This window comes from Oceanospirillum beijerinckii DSM 7166 (genome assembly GCF_000422425.1).
Taxonomy (GTDB): domain Bacteria; phylum Pseudomonadota; class Gammaproteobacteria; order Pseudomonadales; family Halomonadaceae; genus Oceanospirillum; species Oceanospirillum beijerinckii.
This window is the reverse complement of the sequence record NZ_KE383832.1, coordinates 78,966-95,926: the sequence shown is the minus strand read 5'-3', so window position 1 is coordinate 95,926 and position 16,961 is coordinate 78,966. Positions and strand designations below refer to the sequence as shown.

Sequence of the window (16,961 nt, the reverse complement as noted above, 5' to 3'; positions counted from 1 at the left end):
CTCATGCGTAAGTCCTACCAATATATTACTGGTAATTCTATTATGAAACTAAACTCATATCGTCTCGATATTGATGGCCTCAGGGCTCTTGCTGTATTGTTGGTGCTGGGCTTTCACCTGAACCTTGAGTTGATCTCCGGCGGCCATATCGGTGTCGATGCTTTTTTTGTCTTATCAGGCTTTCTAATTACATCAATACTAGTTGAGCAGATATCCCAGAATCAGTTTTCTATCCGCCAGTTTTACCTGCGTAGAATTCAACGCCTATTTCCTGCCCTCTATACCACGGTGTTACTCACCTTTATTGCTGCAGCTTTTATCCTGCTGCCGAATAATTTTGAACAGTTTGCCCGCTCAGCCATAGCAGCAATCTTTTCACTTTCTAACGTCCTGTTTTGGGCCGAATCCGGCTACTGGGATATTGCCTCAGAAAGCAAACCTCTCCTTCACACCTGGTCCCTGGGGGTTGAGGAACAATTCTACTTAGTCTGGCCTGTATTACTGCTTGTGCTGATACGACTTAAGCTTCCTGTTCTACGGATTCTCACAGCAATAACGGCTCTGGGGTTTTTACTGAGCTATTTTTACTCTCAGTTTGATCTATCTGGGGCCTTCTACCTTTTGCCAGCCAGGGTTTTCCAATTCTCAGCAGGGGGGGGTGTTAGCAATGATCCCTGCGATATATTTTCAGCATCATCTCAAATCAGAAGCACTGAGAAGCACTCTCTTTACCTTAGGGGTCACAATACTGCTGGTCAGCGCCTGGGCATTGAATGACGAGCATCTATACCCTGGCGCTTACAGTATTATTCCCACTCTAGGCACCCTGTTAATCATTGCTGCAGGATCACATCAAAATGGCCAGGGCCGATGGGGCAAGGCACTTCTTGAACAGCAACTGCTGGTCTGGATAGGCAAGATTTCTTACTCACTTTACCTAGTCCATTGGCCGATTATTGTGCTATACCGGCACGCTACTGGATATGAATTTACGGCTCTGGAACTTACCCTCCTCACCTGTGTAATATTTATGGCTGCTGCAATGCTGCACTATGGCGTCGAAAAGCGGTTTTATAACCACCGATTTTCAGCAAAGGTAAAACCTGCTAACCCAAGTAGCCGCCATAAACTCACCTGGGCAACTCTGGCCTATGGTTTACTGATCGCATTAATCTCAAGCCACGCCTGGGTCAACTCTGGCTGGAGCTGGCGTTTTCCAAATATGATCTATTCCAGGGAGGCCATTAACGCAGCCTTCGAGTCCAGAGTTAGCCACTATTTAGCGGACTGCCAAATATTACAGTGGCCTTCACAGGGAAAGTGTAAAAACTCAGCCAACGCTACCGTGCTATTTTTTGGCAACTCTCATGAACCCGATGGCTATAACTTTATGCGTGCGGGCTATCCAACAGAGATGGATACACTCAATACTGTTAATTTCGGTACCGTTAATGAGTGCAGCCACTTATCAAGAACAGCCTCTGGTTGGCAAAGCAGTAATTCATCGTGCCAGGCTCGTTTGGATCAACTCTTTCAGGATGACTTTATCCACAATCTGGATCTTATCGTATTATCCGAACACCACACCTTTAAATCGTGGAATGAGAACAGTCTGAAGATGATCGGTGATATTAAGGCTCAGAATAAAACAGTCAGAGTCCTTGTGATTAGTGACTATCTTGAAACGCACACACCCTGCGTCAATATTCTCAATGATACGGGCGATATGGCACCTTGTTTTGCAGACAGCAATATTGCATATAATCCTGATGTTGCTAGCCAGGAGCTCTACCCTAGCTATAAGCACCTGTTTACCTTTGCGATAAACCGCATGCACTTTTTATGTACAAATTCAGAGGCCTCATCCTGCTTATCAAGCACTCAGAATGGAATACCTTTTAGCTTTGATAAACACCATAACTCACTTGAGTTTGCACAGATGAGCGGCAGGCGCTGTGCCCAGTTCAATCCCACATTATTTGAAGATCTACTCAGTGCTGACTTTTCTCCTCAAGCGCCATTAGACCTACCTGGAGTACAACCATCAGGCCTTCAGCCTGATAACAAGGCCAAAATTCAGGGGTTATATATCACGCTTTATGGTCGGGCCGCAGACTGGGCAGGATTGGAATATTGGCTTCAGCAACTCCAAGAGGGTAAGCAGACACTCCGTGATATTAGCAGCGTACTCTCTGCACCAGATCAGCCTGAATTTACAGGCCTTTACAGTAATCTGGACAGCCAGCAATCAGCACATCAGCTTTACCAGAATATTCTTAACAGAGCTCCCGATGCATTGGAACAGAATGTTTGGCAAACAGGGCTTAACAATGGCTCACTGAGTCTTGCAGAACTGGCAACCGGGCTACTCACAGCAAAAAATCGAGATTTTATAGCTGAACCCTCAACCTTAAATAGCGACTCTATGGTGCTGAATAATAAGATACAGGCTGCCATGTATTTTTCGGAACAAACCAAGAGCATGTCATGGGGTCGCGATCAATTAAAAGTAGCAGCCAGAATGGCTGTGCAAGATGTCACAGCGGAGATGGATACAGTGCAACAGTCAAAAGATTTTACTGACCGGCTTATCGGCAAAAGGTAGTGTTCAAATTTTATGTCGCTTCTAAGTAGGTATACAGTACTTTTCCTCGCATAAAGCCTGTATTTTCCGGCCGCTTCGGCCGGAAAATATCGGAATATTTATGTACGGGTACTTATATTGATCAAAAGCAGAAGCGACACATCATGACTCCCACATATCTAAATTTTTGCATTCAGCACAAGAAGACATTAATACACCAATGGTATATACCAAAACAAAAAAAACTTATACCCGTTTTTTTCAATACATACTTCACCCCCATGAAACTCATGGAGGCCTTATCAGACAGGCCACATAATATCAAGCACTCACAGGCACATCAGGCTTATATCAGACTACCGCCTCGAAGGGGTAGGCACCTTACAGAAGAAAACCATCCACCGCTCCGACCATACGACCAATTTCAGGCTTGGTCATGGTCTCATTGGCTCCCAATGCCAGAGCTTTCTGACGGTTATCATCACTCATAATCGAGGAGAACATCATAATTGGGGTATTGGCGTAAGTTTTACCTTCACGTAGACGTTTGACCAGGTGCAGACCATCCATACGCGGCATCTCTACGTCAGAAATCACCATACTGACCAGGTCACTGACCGGCATGTTCTCTTCCTCTGCAACCCGTTCAAATTCAGATAGGATTTCCCAAGCATCCTGACCATCTTTTGCAGCAATGACATTATAGCCTGCAGTGCGCAGAGTGGTTTCAATCAACTTACGAATAAAAGCGGAGTCATCAACAACCAAAAGAGTATTCGCCTGGCGTTTGGCAGTCATACGATCATCAATCAGAACCTTACGGTCTTCTTTAACGTCGTATTTTTCCATACTCAGTTCCGGGTTGATGTCCGAGATGATTTTCTCGAAATCCAGAATCATAATCAGGCGATCTTCACGGCGAACTACGGCAACAACACAATCCTGCTCACCACTTTCCAGGAACTGGCTGGGCGATTCAACCTCACTCCAGGAGATGCGATGAATACGACTAACACCATCGACCAGAAAGCCGTTAGACATACGGTTAAAGTCGGTCACAATCACGTTTTTGCGTTCAAACTCACCCGCACTTTTCACGCCTAGCCAACCGGCCAGATCCACCAGAGGAATTAAACTGTCACGCAGGGAGAAAACACCCACTAAGTGAGGTTGAGGATTAGGATAATCGGTGGTTTCCGGTACTCGAATCACCTCACGTACTTTGGCAACATTAATGCCGTAGTGAGATACCTTTTCACTGCCGCCCGGCAACAGCTTGCGCAGCTGAAACTCGATGATTTCCAGTTCGTTGGTACCACTTTCCAACAGAATTTTCTGCTTTTCATCAGCGACCGCGTTCACAAGCTCCCTCTTAAGTAATCCAGAAACTAGTAGCACTTACAAAATTTAACGCTTGATTTTGCGCCTAAAAGCAGGAATAAGCAAATAGATATACGTAACAGAAGTGAGGATATTCACACTATTTATCCACAACCGCTTTTAAAACAATGTCTTGTGGATAAATTAATAGCTGCGTTTTAGCGACACTTCGCACTCTGAAGATAAAACAATCGCTCACTAGCAAATAGAAAGATCCCGCAGATCTCAGGCGTAATTATTTGAGAGACGTTGCGGGCAAAACGCTTATACAACGCTGTGCCCGCTCCGCTATAGATGAGGTATGCGCTATAACTTAAGCACGTTCAAAAGCCACTTCACCATCAACGATGGCAAACTGTACCTGACCTTTAACGCTCTGCCCCATCAGCGGTGTATTCTCACCGGCGGTAAACAGACTGTCATGAGTCACTTGCCACTCGATACCCGCATCAAACAGACACAGATCAGCCGGTTGACCAACGCTTAAGCCCCCAACCGAAAGCCCCAATGCTTTCGCTGGGCCATCGGTCAGACGCTCAATCAGCTGAGGTAGAGTTAACAGGCCTTCCTCAACCAGTACCAAACCTTGAGACAGCGTGGTTTCCAGTGTCGCCATACCCGGTTCAGCTGCCGCAAACGGCGCCATCTTCGCCGCTTCTTCGTGCGGCAAGTGCGCAGAAGAGATTACGCTTAATACGCCATCCTTCACCCCCTGACGCAACGCATCACGATCCGTGGCGCTACGCAGTGGTGGTTCAACATAGAACTGGCTGTTGTAACCATCGATCTCGGCTTCGGTATAGATCAGGTGCGCGATGTCTACATCGGCCGTAACCGGTAAACCCCGTTTCTGAGCATTGGATACCATCTCAACAGCACGAGCCGTAGACAGCATACCAAAGTGCGCTTTTACGCCTGTGGTTTCGATCAGATGCAGCACCCGTGACAGACCAATGGCTTCTGCAGAAGCCGGGATTCCACCCAGACCTAAACGGCTGGCCAGCGCGCCCTCATTGGCACAACCATCGGCTTTCAGCCAATGATCTTCCGGGTAGAACACGACCTGCAGATCAAAGGTGGAGGCGTATTCCAGACAGCGGCGCAGTACCAGAGAGCTTTCAATCGGCTGACGCATATTGGATACCGCGACACAACCGGTATGCTGCAAACCCGCCATATTACTCAGGTGAGTTCCCTTCAGGCCTTGAGTCAGGGCTCCAATCGGCATCACCTTGGCTTGAGAAAGCAGCTCAACCTTATCCTGAATCTGCTGTACCACCGCAGAGGAGTCGATACAGGGCGAAGTATCCGGGCGACAGCAAATTGTCGTGTAACCGCCGGCCAGAGCCGCCTTGGTTTCGGAGCGTAGGTTACCCTTATAGCTCGGGCCCGGCTCACGCAGATGAGCACCAATATCGATAAAACCCGGTGTAACCACCAGACCTTCCGCATGAATCGTACGCTCGGGGTTGAAGCCTGCCGGGGCCTGCCCCAACGCCAGTACACGACCATCGGCGATATGGATATCGATCTGCTCATCAATCTGCTGCGCCGGATCGATCAGACGACCACCACAAATGGTTAGTTTCATCGGGAGGTCTCCTCGTTAGTCTGCGCGTTTTGATTATCTTGCGGCTCTTGAGCCTGCTCCTGATTAAGCTGAGCTTTTTGCTGAGTCTGGCCGCTGACTGCCATAGACATCACCGCCATACGAATGGCGATACCGTAGCTCACCTGATTCAGAATCAGCGATTGGGGACCATCAGCTACCGCAGATTCAATCTCAACACCGCGGTTGATTGGGCCGGGGTGCATCACAATGGCATCAGGACGCGCGTAGTTCAGCTTCTCAGTCGTCAGACCATACAAGCGATAGAACTCACCTTCACTGGGTAATAGAGCACCATCCATACGCTCTTTCTGCAGACGCAGCATGATCACCACATCCACATCTTTCAGACCATCTTCCATGCGGGTGTAAAGCTTGGCACCTAAGCCCTTCAGTGTTTCTGGCAACAGAGTCTTAGGACCGATCAGACGCACTTCCTCAGCCCCCAGGATATTCAGCGCCTGCACCTGTGAACGGGCCACTCGGGAGTGCAGAATATCGCCGACAATCGCGACCTTCAGTTTAGAGAAGTCGCCTTTGTGTTTGCGGATAGTGTACATATCCAGCATCGCCTGGGTCGGGTGCGCATGGCGACCGTCACCGGCATTAATAATAGCGACGTTAGGCGCGACCTGACTGGCGATAAAGTGCTGCGCGCCACTGTCTGCATGGCGAATGACAAACATATCACTGCCCATCGCCTCCAGGTTCTGCAGGGTATCCATCAGGGTTTCACCCTTGGCAGTCGCCGACTTACTGATATCCAGATTCAATACGTCAGCGGACAGACGTTGCGCTGCCAGCTCAAAGGTGGAACGGGTGCGGGTACTGTTTTCAAAAAACAGATTCACCACGGTTTTACCTCTTAACAGAGGTACTTTTTTCACCGACTGCTCGCCCATATTGACAAAGGAGTCAGCGGTATCAAGAATCTCTTCCAACACCTCTTTTGTCAGACCACCGATGGTCAAAAAGTGGCGGAGTTTACCGTCTTCGGTAAGCTGAACATGCCTGGGATCAGAGACAGGACCTGTATTTGTCGTCGACGTCATGGGGCGGTACTCACCAGCGTTACAGGGTTAAGGATTCGGGTTATTACAACTTGTAGGGACCACGGACGCGGACCCTATCTTAAAATGTGTACTTAAGCGCAATGAGCTTAGAAACAAAAATTTTAGAAGCAAGCAGCTGAGAAATAAAAGCTTATTCCGAGCTTTGCAGCTCCAGCGCCATATTCTCCGGGCCGGTCAGCTTGATGCGCTCACCCGGTGCCAGATTCAGAGTCTGCGCGCACAGATCCGGTTGAATTGGCAGCTCACGGCCCGGCAGATCCAACAACGTCACTAGCGTGATGGATGCAGGGCGACCGTAATCAAACAATTCATTCATTGCGGCTCGAATAGTACGACCACTCATAACCACATCATCCACCAGTACGATATGGCGATCTTCAGTGGCAAATGGCAGATTAGACGGTTTCACATTGGGGTTTAAGCCCACACGGGTATAATCATCGCGGTAAAAAGAGATATCCAGTGCACCGAGAGCTTCATCGTGTTGCAGCAGCTGATGCAGTCGCTCGGCGATCCAAACGCCACCGGAGTGGATACCCACCATAGCGATATGATCCAGCTGTTTGTCAGAGATATACTGCTTAAGCTGATCGGCCAGCTGGGCGATCAACTGCTCGACCTCGGGTAAAGTCGTGATTTGTGTCATAGGTCTACCCTTAACCATCCTTTTTCAGGCACGAAAAATCAGGCTTGAGCCTGGAGCTCAAACCAGGAATCCAGAATCAATTGCGCGGCGATACCGTCCACAGGGTTATCTTTATAGCTGCCCTTATGACCCAGATCTTTGGCAATCGCTTTGGCTTGTTTTGTTGTACCACGCTCGTCCATGCCAAAAAAGGGTTTACCGTACTGGCCATAGAGACGATTACCAAATTTACGCGCCCGAAGGCTCATTTCACTTTCGGAGCCATCCATATTGAGCGGGATACCGACGACAAAGGCATCGGGTTGCCAGTCATCAATCAAACGCTTCAGTTCTTCTTTATTAGGGATGCCATCACGGGCCGGAATAGGCGTCAGTGCGGTCGAGGTGCCCAGCATCTCCTGGCCGACCGCAACACCTATCCGTGTAGTGCCAAAATCAAAGGCAAGAATAGTACGTTGTCCTGGGTTCTGACTCATGCGTGTCCGGCCTGACTGCTCAGCAAGTTGATATCAATACCTAGCAGCCCTGCGGCTGCCTGCAGCTTACCTTCGTATGGACTATCAAACAGCACCGCACTGTTAGCGGGACAGGTCAGCCAGGTATTTTCCTGCAGCTCCTTTTCCAGCTGACCGCCTTCCCAACCAGCACAGCCCAACGCAATCAGAAACTGCTGTGGGCCACGACGATTGGCAATCGCGTCCAGAATATCCACCGAGGTGGTCAGCGACAGTTCATCACTCACCTGCAGACTGGAATCCCAGTCAGCACCGCCGGTATGAACAATAAAGCCCCTTTCATGATGTACAGGGCCACCTTCATAGATGTGGCTGACCACTTCTTCGTACTCAGACAAACCGCTGTTTGGATTAGGTAGCTCCAACTGAGCAAACAGTTCGGCCACTTCCAGTTGCTCCAGAGGTTTATTGATCACTATACCCAGGGCACCATCTTCATTGTGCTCACAGATATAGGTTACGGTGCCGGAAAAGTTGGAATCTTCCAGATGAGGCATCGCAATCAGAAAATGGTTACGCAAACTTTGGAATTGACTCATCAATTGACCTTTCTTTATGGCGATTTATGTTCAGTAAACCTTCATCACCAACTTAGTTAGCATCCCCGAACTGCCAGGTACGGATAATTTCGAGGATATCTGTGCGCTCCCGAATCGAAGGGGGAAAAGGCGCAAAGGGTGCTGACAGACGAACAATATTGATTGCCGCCCGATCTAAAACATCATGACCTGAGGTTTCCAAAACCCTTACATCACGCAGGTTACCATCCGGTTCCAGCGATACCAGCACCCTGAGGCGGCCTGACAACTTCTCTGCTCTTGCACGCTCAGGATAGTTCAGATTCCCCATACGTTCGATCCGCTCCTGCCACTGACGCAGATAAAAGGCATCATCAGAGGCTTTGGCGGTTTGAGTCGAGATCGCTCTGATCTTCGGCCGCTGGGCATACTGATTCACCAGCGCCTGCTGCTCCGCCTCCAGGCGGGCAATCTCTAAACTGCGCTCCAGCAGAGCCTGAGCATTGATTTCCGCTTCAACACTGGGGGGCTGCTGGGCTTTAACATTTTCACTCGACTTGACCGGTTGATTGGCTTTTAGCGGCTCTTGCCTGGCTACCGGTATGGGCTCGGGTTTGGGCTGAGATTTTTGCTCAGATTTCACCTCTGCGACCTGAACTGGCTCAACCTCTTTTAGTTTAGCAGGTGCTTCTGCTGGCGTTTTCTCTAACGGCTTGTCAGTGGTTTTAGTCTCGACAGGTGGTGGCGTTGCAGCCTGTACCGGCACCTGCTCTAAATCTGTTTGACCACTGCCCTGCTGATCTTGTTCAGCAATATGTTTTACGGGTTCTGTCACGACTTCAGCCGGACCTTGCGATAGTGTCACATGCAGAGTGCTGATGACCTTCGCTTTTGACTGTTCCTCGTTGACCGGCCAGGCCATATCCCAGCCTGCCCAGATCAGAAAGTGCACCACCAGCGCCAATAACAGGGTAAAGGCTAACCGGTCCAGAGCGGAGACCTGGCTATCCGGGTGAGTGATGGTGTTTAAATCAGTCATTACAAATGATCAGAGTTTCGAACCAGCAATCAGGTTCCCTTAACGGGCAGCCAGTTTCTCGGCAATGACATTCATCAGATCGGCTGCGATATCCAGACCAAACTGATCATTGAGTTCACGGACACAAGTTGGACTGGTGACATTCAACTCGGTCATATACCCGCCAATCACATCCAGCCCCACAAACAGCAGACCTTTCTCTTTAACGACCGGAGCCACTTGTTCACACAGCCAGTAATCGCGATCGGTCAGAGGGCGACCGACACCGGAACCACCAGCCGCCAGGTTACCCCGTACCTCGCCCTTGGTTGGAATACGCGCCAGACCGTAAGATACCGGCTTGCCATCGACCATTAGAATTCGGGTATCACCCTCAACAATCTCAGGCAGATACTTCTGCGCCATAATCTGTTCCTGACCCATTTTGGTCAGGGTTTCCAGAATCGCGCCCATATTGAGTCCATCTTCTTTTACACGGAAGATACCCGTACCGCCCATACCATCCAGAGGCTTAAAGATCACATCTTTATGCTCGGCGTGAAACGCACGCAAAATATCCTGACGACGGCTGACCACCGTCGGCGGACAGCACTCTGGGAACTGCTGGGCAAACAGTTTTTCATTACAGTCACGCAGACTTTGTGGTTTGTTCACCACTAAAACGCCCTCACGCTCTGCCTGTTCCAGCAGATAGGTGGCGTTCAAAAATTCGGTATCAAACGGAGGGTCTTTGCGCATCAGCACAGTATCCAGCTCGGCCATGCTGCCGATCTGCTCGTCACCCAGCTCGTAAAAGTTGTCCGGGTCACGGGAGACTTTCAACGGTTTCATCGCCGCCATAGCCTTGCCTTGCTGCAGGAACAGATCATCCTGACGCATATAAAACAGTTCCCAGCCACGGTCCTGAGCCGCCCATAACATGGCCAGCGTGGTGTCTTTTTTAAAGTTGATCCCTTCGATAGGATCCATCACCACACCCAGTTTGATCGTCATCGTCACTCTCCAGCACTAGAGATAAAAATTTAGGGGGCATTTTTTGCTTGGAAGTCAAAACTCCAGCACGTATTAAAAGTCGCCCCAGCAATACTGTAAGACGCTCATAGCTACCACAGGTGCCGTTTCAGTTCGCAGCACTCTGGGACCCAGAGCCAGCGCCTTAAAATTCTGCTGCTCCGCCAAAGCAATTTCAGCGGCAGACAGTCCACCTTCCGGCCCGATCAACAAAGCCACGGTTTGCGGTTGATCATAACCACTCAGCTTCTGCTCGGTTCTATGATGCAGCACCAACTTGAGATCCGCTTGTGTCTGTTGCAGCCACTGCTCTAAAGATACAGGGGCATGTACCACTGGCACGCGGTTACGCTGACATTGTTCACAGGCACTGATCGCCACCTGCTGCCAATGCTGCTGCTTCTTTTCTGCCCGGTCGGCTTTTAAGCGCACATCACCATGTTCGCTATAGATGGGGGTGATTTCAGAAATTCCCAGCTCGGTGGCTTTTTGAATGGCGTATTCCATGCGATCGCCTTTGGAGATCGATTGCGCCAGATGCACCTTAAGCGGAGATTCTTTCTCATCGGGGAAGTGTTCAAGCAGCTCAACAGAAACAGAGCGCTTACTGGACTGTACAATACTGGCTGAAAAACAGCCGCCTTCGCCATTAAAAAGCGTTAGCGGCTGTCCGGCTTTCATACGCAGTACCAGGCCCACATGGCGGGCCGCAGCATCATCCAGTTCGATGACCTGCCTGACAACCAGTGGCTGTCGGGTATAGATACGCGGTGTCGCCATAAATTAAGCGTTGCCAGCTTCTGCAGCCTGACGCTGCATCGCTTCTGCGTACAGAGCGTCAAAGTTTACCGGTGCCAGCATCAGTGCGGGGAAGCTACCACGGTTAACGGCATTGTCGATCGCTTCACGGGCGTATGGGAACAGTACGTTCGGGCAGAAAGCGCCCAGAGTGTGGTGCAGTTGCGCTTCTTCCAGACCGGCAATGTGGAACAGGCCCGCTTGCTGTACTTCTACCAGGAACGCTGTTTTTGGCTCTTCCTGACCTTCTTCCTGATTGGTCACGGTAACCGTCAGAGAAACCACCACCTCATACAGATCTTCAGCGATCTGCTGGCTGTTAGAGTTCAGATCCAGGTTTACCTTAGGCGCCCAATCCTGCTGGAAGATAAAAGGGGAGCCTGGAGCTTCAAAAGACAGATCTTTAACGTAGATACGTTGCAGAGAGAATTGAGGTTGTTGTTCGCTCATGAGTATTCCTTTAATTAAGGTGCTCTATTTTCACTAGAGAAATATTTTTGTTTGCCGGCAGTTTACTCACTATCAAATAAGCTCACTGCCAGTCGCTGTACGGTCTAGCATCCCCGCTAAACCTTGTGCCTGCTACTTAAAACCTTGTGCCTGCTACTTAGTCACAACCGGCAGACTATCACCCTGCCACTGACTCATGCCACCACGCAAAGCACGGGCATTTTCAAAACCTTCTTTTTGCAGCATGCTCACTGCGGTGCTGGCTGTAGTACCCATTTTACACACGACAATCACAGGCTTATTACGGTATTTTTCCAGTTCACCAGTACGATCTTTCAAGCTGGCCAGAGCGATATTTACCGCGCCAGCGATGTGGCCCTTTTTAAAGTCGTTACGGTCACGAATATCCAGAAAAACACCGTCTTCACGGTTCACCAGCATGGTGGCTTCATGACTGCTCAGTGATTTGGTACCACTGGTAAATTCATATACCAACCACAGGATCAATAAGATGACAAACGTGCCTGCCAGCTCCCAGTGGTTGGTCGCAAACTCAATAAACTGTTCCAAGGTATTTCCTCGTTGGCCTGATTAAAAACCTAATAGCATTCCCGATAAGTTTCTTGATATCAGAGTAGGTTGGATAAGCGAAGCGCCATCCGACATTTGTCCGGTACCTGATGATTGTCGGAAGACGCCTTGCGGCTTTTCCGACCTACAACAACTTATCTTGTTTGGTATAAGTCACAAAACAAACGCCACCGGCGCAAAAGATGCCATTTTCCTGGCATATTGGGCTGCACACAGATCACTACCTTTGCTTCATGATGAAATCGAGCTTAGCCCGCCCGATTTTTCGGGCAGTAAGTATACACAACCTCAACGGCTTTTTACCGCCCTTGATAGCCAGCTTTTTTGTTTTCCGTTGATTTTTTTCCTGTCGACCGAATCTTTTCTCTGCTTTTTACCGGGCCTGGCACTTTTTCGGTGCACGATAACGACTTAATCTGTGACAAAAAACCTTTTCTAATGGCCGATCTACGGCGAAAGAGTCCGCCAAGAGTATGGGCGCTCTGGGTAAACTACGGTATTATGGAGCGCTTATCCGATATCCCTAGAGATCAACCCTATAACGGCGACCTCATTACCTCATGTCTAAACGTACTCCTACTGCACTGATTATCCTTGACGGTTTTGGTTACAGCGAAACCGCTGAACATAACGCTATCCACAATGCGAACACCCCGGTTTGGGACCAGTTGTGGCAAAACCAACCGAAAGCTCTGGTAGAAACCTCTGGTATGGCAGTGGGTCTGCCTGAAGGCCAGATGGGTAACTCAGAAGTAGGCCACATGAATCTGGGTGCCGGTCGCACCGTGTATCAGGAATTCACCCGTATCACCAAATCCATTGCCGATGGTGATTTCTTCTCCAATGATGCTTTAGTCTCCGCCATTGATAAAGCGGTGGCTGCAGATAAAGCAGTCCACCTGATGGGCCTGTTGTCACCGGGTGGTGTACACAGCCATGAAGATCATATTCTGGCAGCCTGTAAGCTGGCCGCTGAGCGTGGTGCGAAAAAGGTCTATGTTCACGGTTTCCTGGACGGTCGTGATATGCCACCCCGTAGCGCAGAGCCTTCCATCGCAAAAACCGATGCCCTGCTAAAAGAGCTGGGTGTCGGCTTTGTTGCGTCTCTTATTGGTCGCTACTACGCCATGGATCGTGATAACCGCTGGGAGCGTGTAGAAGCGGCTTATAACCTGCTGACTCAGGCCCAGGCAGAACATGTGTTTGAAGATGCTCTCAGCGCACTGCACGCCGCTTACGAACGTGACGAAAACGATGAGTTTGTCGCCGCCAGCAGTATCCGTCCAAACGGTGACAGCGTTCAGATTGAAGATGGCGACACTCTGCTATTTATGAACTTCCGTGCCGACCGAGCCCGTGAGATCACCCGCAGTTTTGTGGAAGGTAACTTCTCCGGTTTTGATCGCTCTGTAGTACGTAATCTGGCCGACTTCGTGATGCTGACCGAGTATGCGGCAGATATCGATACCAGCACTGCCTTCCCACCAAACAAACTGGTGAATACGTTGGGTGAGTTTATGGCCAGTCAGGGCAAAACTCAGCTGCGTATTGCTGAGACAGAAAAGTACGCTCACGTCACCTTCTTCTTTAGCGGTGGTCGTGAAGACGAGTACGAGGGCGAAACCCGTGTTCTGGTGCCATCCCCTCAAGTCGCCACTTACGATCTGCAACCAGAAATGAGTGCACCGGAAGTGACCGACAAGCTGGTTGCGGCCATTAAGAGCGGTGACTACGACCTTATCGTGTGTAACTACGCTAATGGCGATATGGTGGGTCATACTGGCCAATACGATGCCGCAGTTAAAGCAGTAGAAGCGCTGGATGAGAGTCTGGGCAAAGTCACGGAGGCATTGGCAGAAGTCGGAGGCGAATGCCTGATCACCGCCGACCACGGTAATGCCGAGCAGATGGTAAATCCTGAATCCGGTCAAGCTCAAACCGCCCACACCACCTTCCCGGTACCTTTGGTTTATTTCACCCAACGCGAGCAACAGATCAAATTATCTGACGGTCGTCTTTGCGATATTGCGCCAACCCTGTTAAAAATCATGGGGCTGGAACAACCACAAGAGATGACTGGCGAAGCTCTGGTAGAGTACAGCCAAGTCTATAAAATCAGGGGGCAACGTGTTTTGTCCCCTGCTTGGAACCCATGAATCATTGATGATCAAATTGCCTGTGCTTTTATTTAATACCTCCTACATCCGATACCTGCTAGGTATCATCTGCCTGGTCCTTTTTGTCGTACAATCCGTCGCGGCTAATGAAAAGGCATCGGCCCAACAACTGGAAGCATTAAATAAGCGCATTAAGACCCTGGAACAATCCCTGAACCAAGTAAAAGGGGATCGCACAGAAGCAGTAAAGAAAGTTAAGCAATCGGAAAAACTGATTGCCCAGACTGCCCGGGGCATCAGGGAGAATATCAATACCAGTAAAAAGCTGCAGAAGCAGCTGGACAAATTACGCCAGGAACAGCGTGACCTATCCCGCAAACAGGATCAACAAAAGTATTATCTTGAAAAACAGATTCGCGCCGCATATGCCATGGGCCGCCAGGAATACCTTAAAGTCCTGTTAAACCAGCAGCAACCGGACCAGGTATCGCGGGTGTTACGCTACTACGACTATATCAATCGAGAGCGTAGCCGACATATTGATGAATATCTGGCAATTGCCAAGCAAAAAAGTCTGGTTGAAAAAGAGATTGTTCAGAAAGATTTCACTTTGCAGGCGCTGCGCGGCAGACTGGAAGAAAAGCGTGATCGCTTAAAAGATGAGCAGCAGAATCACCAGAATCTGGTAGCCCAGCTGGATATAGAAATCAAGGGTAAAGGTGACGAACTGAAACAACTGTCCCAGGACAGAGCCCGTTTGGAGAAGCTATTAAAAGAGGTTCAGGCGGCAATTATCAATATTCCTGTCCCCAAAGATACCCGCCCATTCAAAAAAATGAAACGTCAGCTTCCCTGGCCACTAACAGGCCAAAACAGGGTATGTCATACTTATGGCAGTGAACAGATCAGGGGTAAACTGAAGCGTAATGGCATGGTGCTGATCGCCAATGAAGGTCAGGATGTAAAAGCGATACACTCAGGGCGCGTCGTGTTTGCAGACTGGCTAAGAGGCTATGGCGTCCTGCTGATTCTGGATCACGGCGGCGGTTATATGAGCCTGTATGGCTACAATCAGGCTGTTTTGAAAGAACCTGGCGACTGGATTCATGCCGGAGAAGTGATTGCGACGGCAGGCAGCAGTGGCGGCCAAAGCAGGAGTGGTCTCTACTTTGAGATCCGTCAAAAGGGCGAGCCGCTTGACCCGCTCGTCTGGTTAAATAAAAAGAGGCGGGGCTAAGTCATTCCCGGCTTTAGCGCTCATATTTGATACCAACCATAATTTGAGACCGCCTTTGTTTAAGGCCCATGCTTAAGAGATAAGAAAGGAGAACATGATGAGTTCAACCCGCAAGCCGTTAACCCGCATGGCTCGGCTGATTGCCCCCGCCATATTGGGTTTGAGCTTATCCTCTCCTTTGCTGGCCGAAGAAACACCCAAAGATCTGCCGCTTGAGGAGTTAAAATCCTTTGGAGAGGTGTTTGAGCGTATCAAGCGTGCCTATGTGCATGATGTGGATGATAAAACCCTACTGAAGAATGCCATTCGCGGCATGCTGTCTGGCTTAGATCCGCACTCTGCTTACCTGGGGCCGGAAGAGTTCTCCGAGCTACAGGAAAGTACACAGGGTGAGTTTGGTGGTTTAGGCCTGGAAGTGGGCTCCGAAAACGGGTTTATCAAGGTGATTACCCCCATTGATGACACCCCGGCCGCTCGTGCGGGTATCAAGCCTCACGACCTGATTATCAAACTGGATGATACCCCGGTTAAAGGCCTGTCGCTGAACAAGGCGATCGAGATGATGCGCGGCAAACCGGATACCGATATCCGCCTGACCATTGTGCGTGATGGTGTCGATGGCCCCTTTGAGGTCACCCTAACCCGCGCTCTGATCCGCGTCACCAGTGTAAAACACCAACTACTTGAAGATAACTACGGTTATATCCGCATCACCCAGTTCCAGCTGCATACCGGTGAAGAGGTCGAAAAGAGCCTGGGAGCCCTGTATGAGCAGACAGAAGGGAAACTGCATGGCCTGGTCCTGGATCTGCGCAATAATCCAGGCGGCGTACTGCAAGCAGCGGTAGAGGTCGTAGATGCCTTTATTACCGAGGGGCTGATTGTCTACACCGAGGGGCGTCTAAGTAATTCAGAGCTCAGATTTACGGCAACCGAGAACAACCCGAGCCAGGGCGTGCCTGTCGTTATTCTGATCAATGAAGGTACCGCTTCTGCTTCCGAAATTGTCTCTGGCGCACTGCAGGATCATAAACGCGCTGTGATTATGGGTACCCAAAGCTTTGGCAAAGGCTCAGTACAGACTGTACTGCCTTTAGCCAGCGATCGGGCGCTTAAGCTGACCACTGCACTATACTATACCCCTTCAGGCCGTTCGATTCAGGCTCAGGGTGTGTCCCCCGATATTGAAGTAAAGCCTGCCCGCCTGACCCCACTGGAAGATACACTGCAGATTAAAGAAGCGGATCTTGAAGGCCATCTGGAAAATGGCCAGAACAAAAAAGAGAGTAAGAAAAAAGCCAGTAACAGTGATCTGGCCAAACAGGATTATCAACTGTTTGAAGCACTCAGCCTGCTTAAAGGCATCCACATACTGCAACCGGATAACGATTGA

General features: G+C 49.7%; 16 protein-coding genes. 5 read left to right on the top strand and 11 right to left on the bottom strand.

Going from position 1 to position 16,961, the window contains the following annotated elements:
• Positions 1–3 precede the first annotated feature (3 nt).
• Positions 4–777: an acyltransferase family protein gene (locus H579_RS27210; protein WP_028302540.1), complete on the top strand. Its 774-nt coding sequence runs from the start codon at positions 4–6 to the stop codon at positions 775–777.
• Positions 668–2,605 carry a DUF4214 domain-containing protein gene (locus H579_RS28295; RefSeq protein ID WP_084624301.1) on the top strand — a complete coding sequence of 646 codons (1,938 nt, stop codon included), beginning with the start codon at positions 668–670 and terminating at the stop codon, positions 2,603–2,605. The genes H579_RS27210 and H579_RS28295 overlap by 110 nt, the downstream gene beginning before the upstream one ends.
• Positions 2,606–2,965: 360 nt before the next feature.
• Here the strand turns inward: H579_RS28295 and H579_RS0122555 are convergent, their stop codons facing one another.
• The 11 genes from H579_RS0122555 to H579_RS0122505 form a co-directional block, all read right to left on the bottom strand.
• The gene (locus tag H579_RS0122555; RefSeq protein WP_028302538.1) at positions 2,966–3,946 is read right to left on the bottom strand and encodes a chemotaxis protein; all 981 of its coding nucleotides are present in this window, start codon (positions 3,944–3,946) and stop codon (positions 2,966–2,968) included.
• Between the two features lie 331 nt (positions 3,947–4,277).
• Positions 4,278–5,555, bottom strand: coding sequence for a dihydroorotase (locus tag H579_RS0122550; RefSeq protein WP_028302537.1), 1,278 nt, complete (start codon positions 5,553–5,555; stop codon positions 4,278–4,280).
• On the bottom strand, positions 5,552–6,625 hold the full coding sequence (locus H579_RS27205; protein WP_051228236.1) for an aspartate carbamoyltransferase catalytic subunit: 1,074 nt from the start codon (positions 6,623–6,625) through the stop codon (positions 5,552–5,554). Before H579_RS27205 ends, H579_RS0122550 begins: the two co-directional genes overlap by 4 nt.
• A gap of 151 nt (positions 6,626–6,776) precedes the next feature.
• A complete protein-coding gene (gene pyrR, locus H579_RS0122540; RefSeq protein WP_036567243.1) occupies positions 6,777–7,292 on the bottom strand; it encodes a bifunctional pyr operon transcriptional regulator/uracil phosphoribosyltransferase PyrR in 516 nt (171 codons plus the stop codon).
• Positions 7,293–7,330: 38 nt separating this feature from the next.
• Positions 7,331–7,768: a Holliday junction resolvase RuvX gene (gene ruvX, locus H579_RS0122535; protein WP_028302535.1), complete on the bottom strand. Its 438-nt coding sequence runs from the start codon at positions 7,766–7,768 to the stop codon at positions 7,331–7,333.
• Positions 7,765–8,346, bottom strand: a complete 582-nt coding sequence (locus tag H579_RS0122530) for a YqgE/AlgH family protein (protein WP_028302534.1) — start codon at positions 8,344–8,346, stop codon at positions 7,765–7,767. Before H579_RS0122530 ends, ruvX begins: the two co-directional genes overlap by 4 nt.
• A 52-nt stretch (positions 8,347–8,398) precedes the next feature.
• A complete protein-coding gene (locus H579_RS0122525; RefSeq protein ID WP_028302533.1) occupies positions 8,399–9,364 on the bottom strand; it encodes an energy transducer TonB in 966 nt (321 codons plus the stop codon).
• Positions 9,365–9,403: 39 nt separating this feature from the next.
• Positions 9,404–10,357 (bottom strand): glutathione synthase, encoded by a 954-nt coding sequence (gene gshB / locus H579_RS0122520; RefSeq protein WP_028302532.1) that lies wholly within the window; start codon positions 10,355–10,357, stop codon positions 9,404–9,406.
• 72 nt (positions 10,358–10,429) lie between these two features.
• Positions 10,430–11,155, bottom strand: coding sequence for a 16S rRNA (uracil(1498)-N(3))-methyltransferase (locus tag H579_RS0122515; RefSeq protein WP_028302531.1), 726 nt, complete (start codon positions 11,153–11,155; stop codon positions 10,430–10,432).
• Between the two features lie 3 nt (positions 11,156–11,158).
• The gene (secB, locus tag H579_RS0122510) at positions 11,159–11,623 is read right to left on the bottom strand and encodes a protein-export chaperone SecB (protein WP_051228234.1); all 465 of its coding nucleotides are present in this window, start codon (positions 11,621–11,623) and stop codon (positions 11,159–11,161) included.
• A gap of 153 nt (positions 11,624–11,776) precedes the next feature.
• Positions 11,777–12,193 carry a rhodanese-like domain-containing protein gene (locus H579_RS0122505; protein ID WP_028302529.1) on the bottom strand — a complete coding sequence of 139 codons (417 nt, stop codon included), beginning with the start codon at positions 12,191–12,193 and terminating at the stop codon, positions 11,777–11,779.
• Positions 12,194–12,774: 581 nt separating this feature from the next.
• On the opposite strand from H579_RS0122505, the gene gpmI reads away from it, so the two are divergent.
• The 3 genes from gpmI to H579_RS0122490 all read left to right on the top strand — a co-directional run bounded on the left by gpmI (position 12,775) and on the right by H579_RS0122490 (position 16,961).
• Positions 12,775–14,370 (top strand): 2,3-bisphosphoglycerate-independent phosphoglycerate mutase, encoded by a 1,596-nt coding sequence (gpmI, locus tag H579_RS27200; protein WP_051228231.1) that lies wholly within the window; start codon positions 12,775–12,777, stop codon positions 14,368–14,370.
• Positions 14,371–14,377: 7 nt separating this feature from the next.
• A complete protein-coding gene (locus H579_RS27195; protein WP_036567240.1) occupies positions 14,378–15,568 on the top strand; it encodes a murein hydrolase activator EnvC family protein in 1,191 nt (396 codons plus the stop codon).
• Positions 15,569–15,665: 97 nt separating this feature from the next.
• The gene (locus H579_RS0122490) at positions 15,666–16,961 is read left to right on the top strand and encodes a S41 family peptidase (protein WP_245583351.1); all 1,296 of its coding nucleotides are present in this window, start codon (positions 15,666–15,668) and stop codon (positions 16,959–16,961) included.

Bases quoted from the DNA above. Each gene is read 5' to 3' on its own strand.
- H579_RS27210 (WP_028302540.1), top strand. From the start codon at position 4: ATGCGTAAGTCCTACCAATATATTACTGGTAATTCTATTATGAAACTA.
- H579_RS28295 (WP_084624301.1), top strand. From the start codon at position 668: ATGATCCCTGCGATATATTTTCAGCATCATCTCAAATCAGAAGCACTG.
- H579_RS0122550 (WP_028302537.1), bottom strand. From the start codon at position 5,555: ATGAAACTAACCATTTGTGGTGGTCGTCTGATCGATCCGGCGCAGCAG.
- H579_RS27205 (WP_051228236.1), bottom strand. From the start codon at position 6,625: ATGACGTCGACGACAAATACAGGTCCTGTCTCTGATCCCAGGCATGTT.
- pyrR (WP_036567243.1), bottom strand. From the start codon at position 7,292: ATGACACAAATCACGACTTTACCCGAGGTCGAGCAGTTGATCGCCCAG.
- ruvX (WP_028302535.1), bottom strand. From the start codon at position 7,768: ATGAGTCAGAACCCAGGACAACGTACTATTCTTGCCTTTGATTTTGGC.
- H579_RS0122530 (WP_028302534.1), bottom strand. From the start codon at position 8,346: ATGAGTCAATTCCAAAGTTTGCGTAACCATTTTCTGATTGCGATGCCT.
- H579_RS0122525 (WP_028302533.1), bottom strand. From the start codon at position 9,364: ATGACTGATTTAAACACCATCACTCACCCGGATAGCCAGGTCTCCGCT.
- gshB (WP_028302532.1), bottom strand. From the start codon at position 10,357: ATGACGATCAAACTGGGTGTGGTGATGGATCCTATCGAAGGGATCAAC.
- H579_RS0122515 (WP_028302531.1), bottom strand. From the start codon at position 11,155: ATGGCGACACCGCGTATCTATACCCGACAGCCACTGGTTGTCAGGCAG.
- secB (WP_051228234.1), bottom strand. From the start codon at position 11,623: ATGAGCGAACAACAACCTCAATTCTCTCTGCAACGTATCTACGTTAAA.
- gpmI (WP_051228231.1), top strand. From the start codon at position 12,775: ATGTCTAAACGTACTCCTACTGCACTGATTATCCTTGACGGTTTTGGT.
- H579_RS27195 (WP_036567240.1), top strand. From the start codon at position 14,378: ATGATCAAATTGCCTGTGCTTTTATTTAATACCTCCTACATCCGATAC.
- H579_RS0122490 (WP_245583351.1), top strand. From the start codon at position 15,666: ATGAGTTCAACCCGCAAGCCGTTAACCCGCATGGCTCGGCTGATTGCC.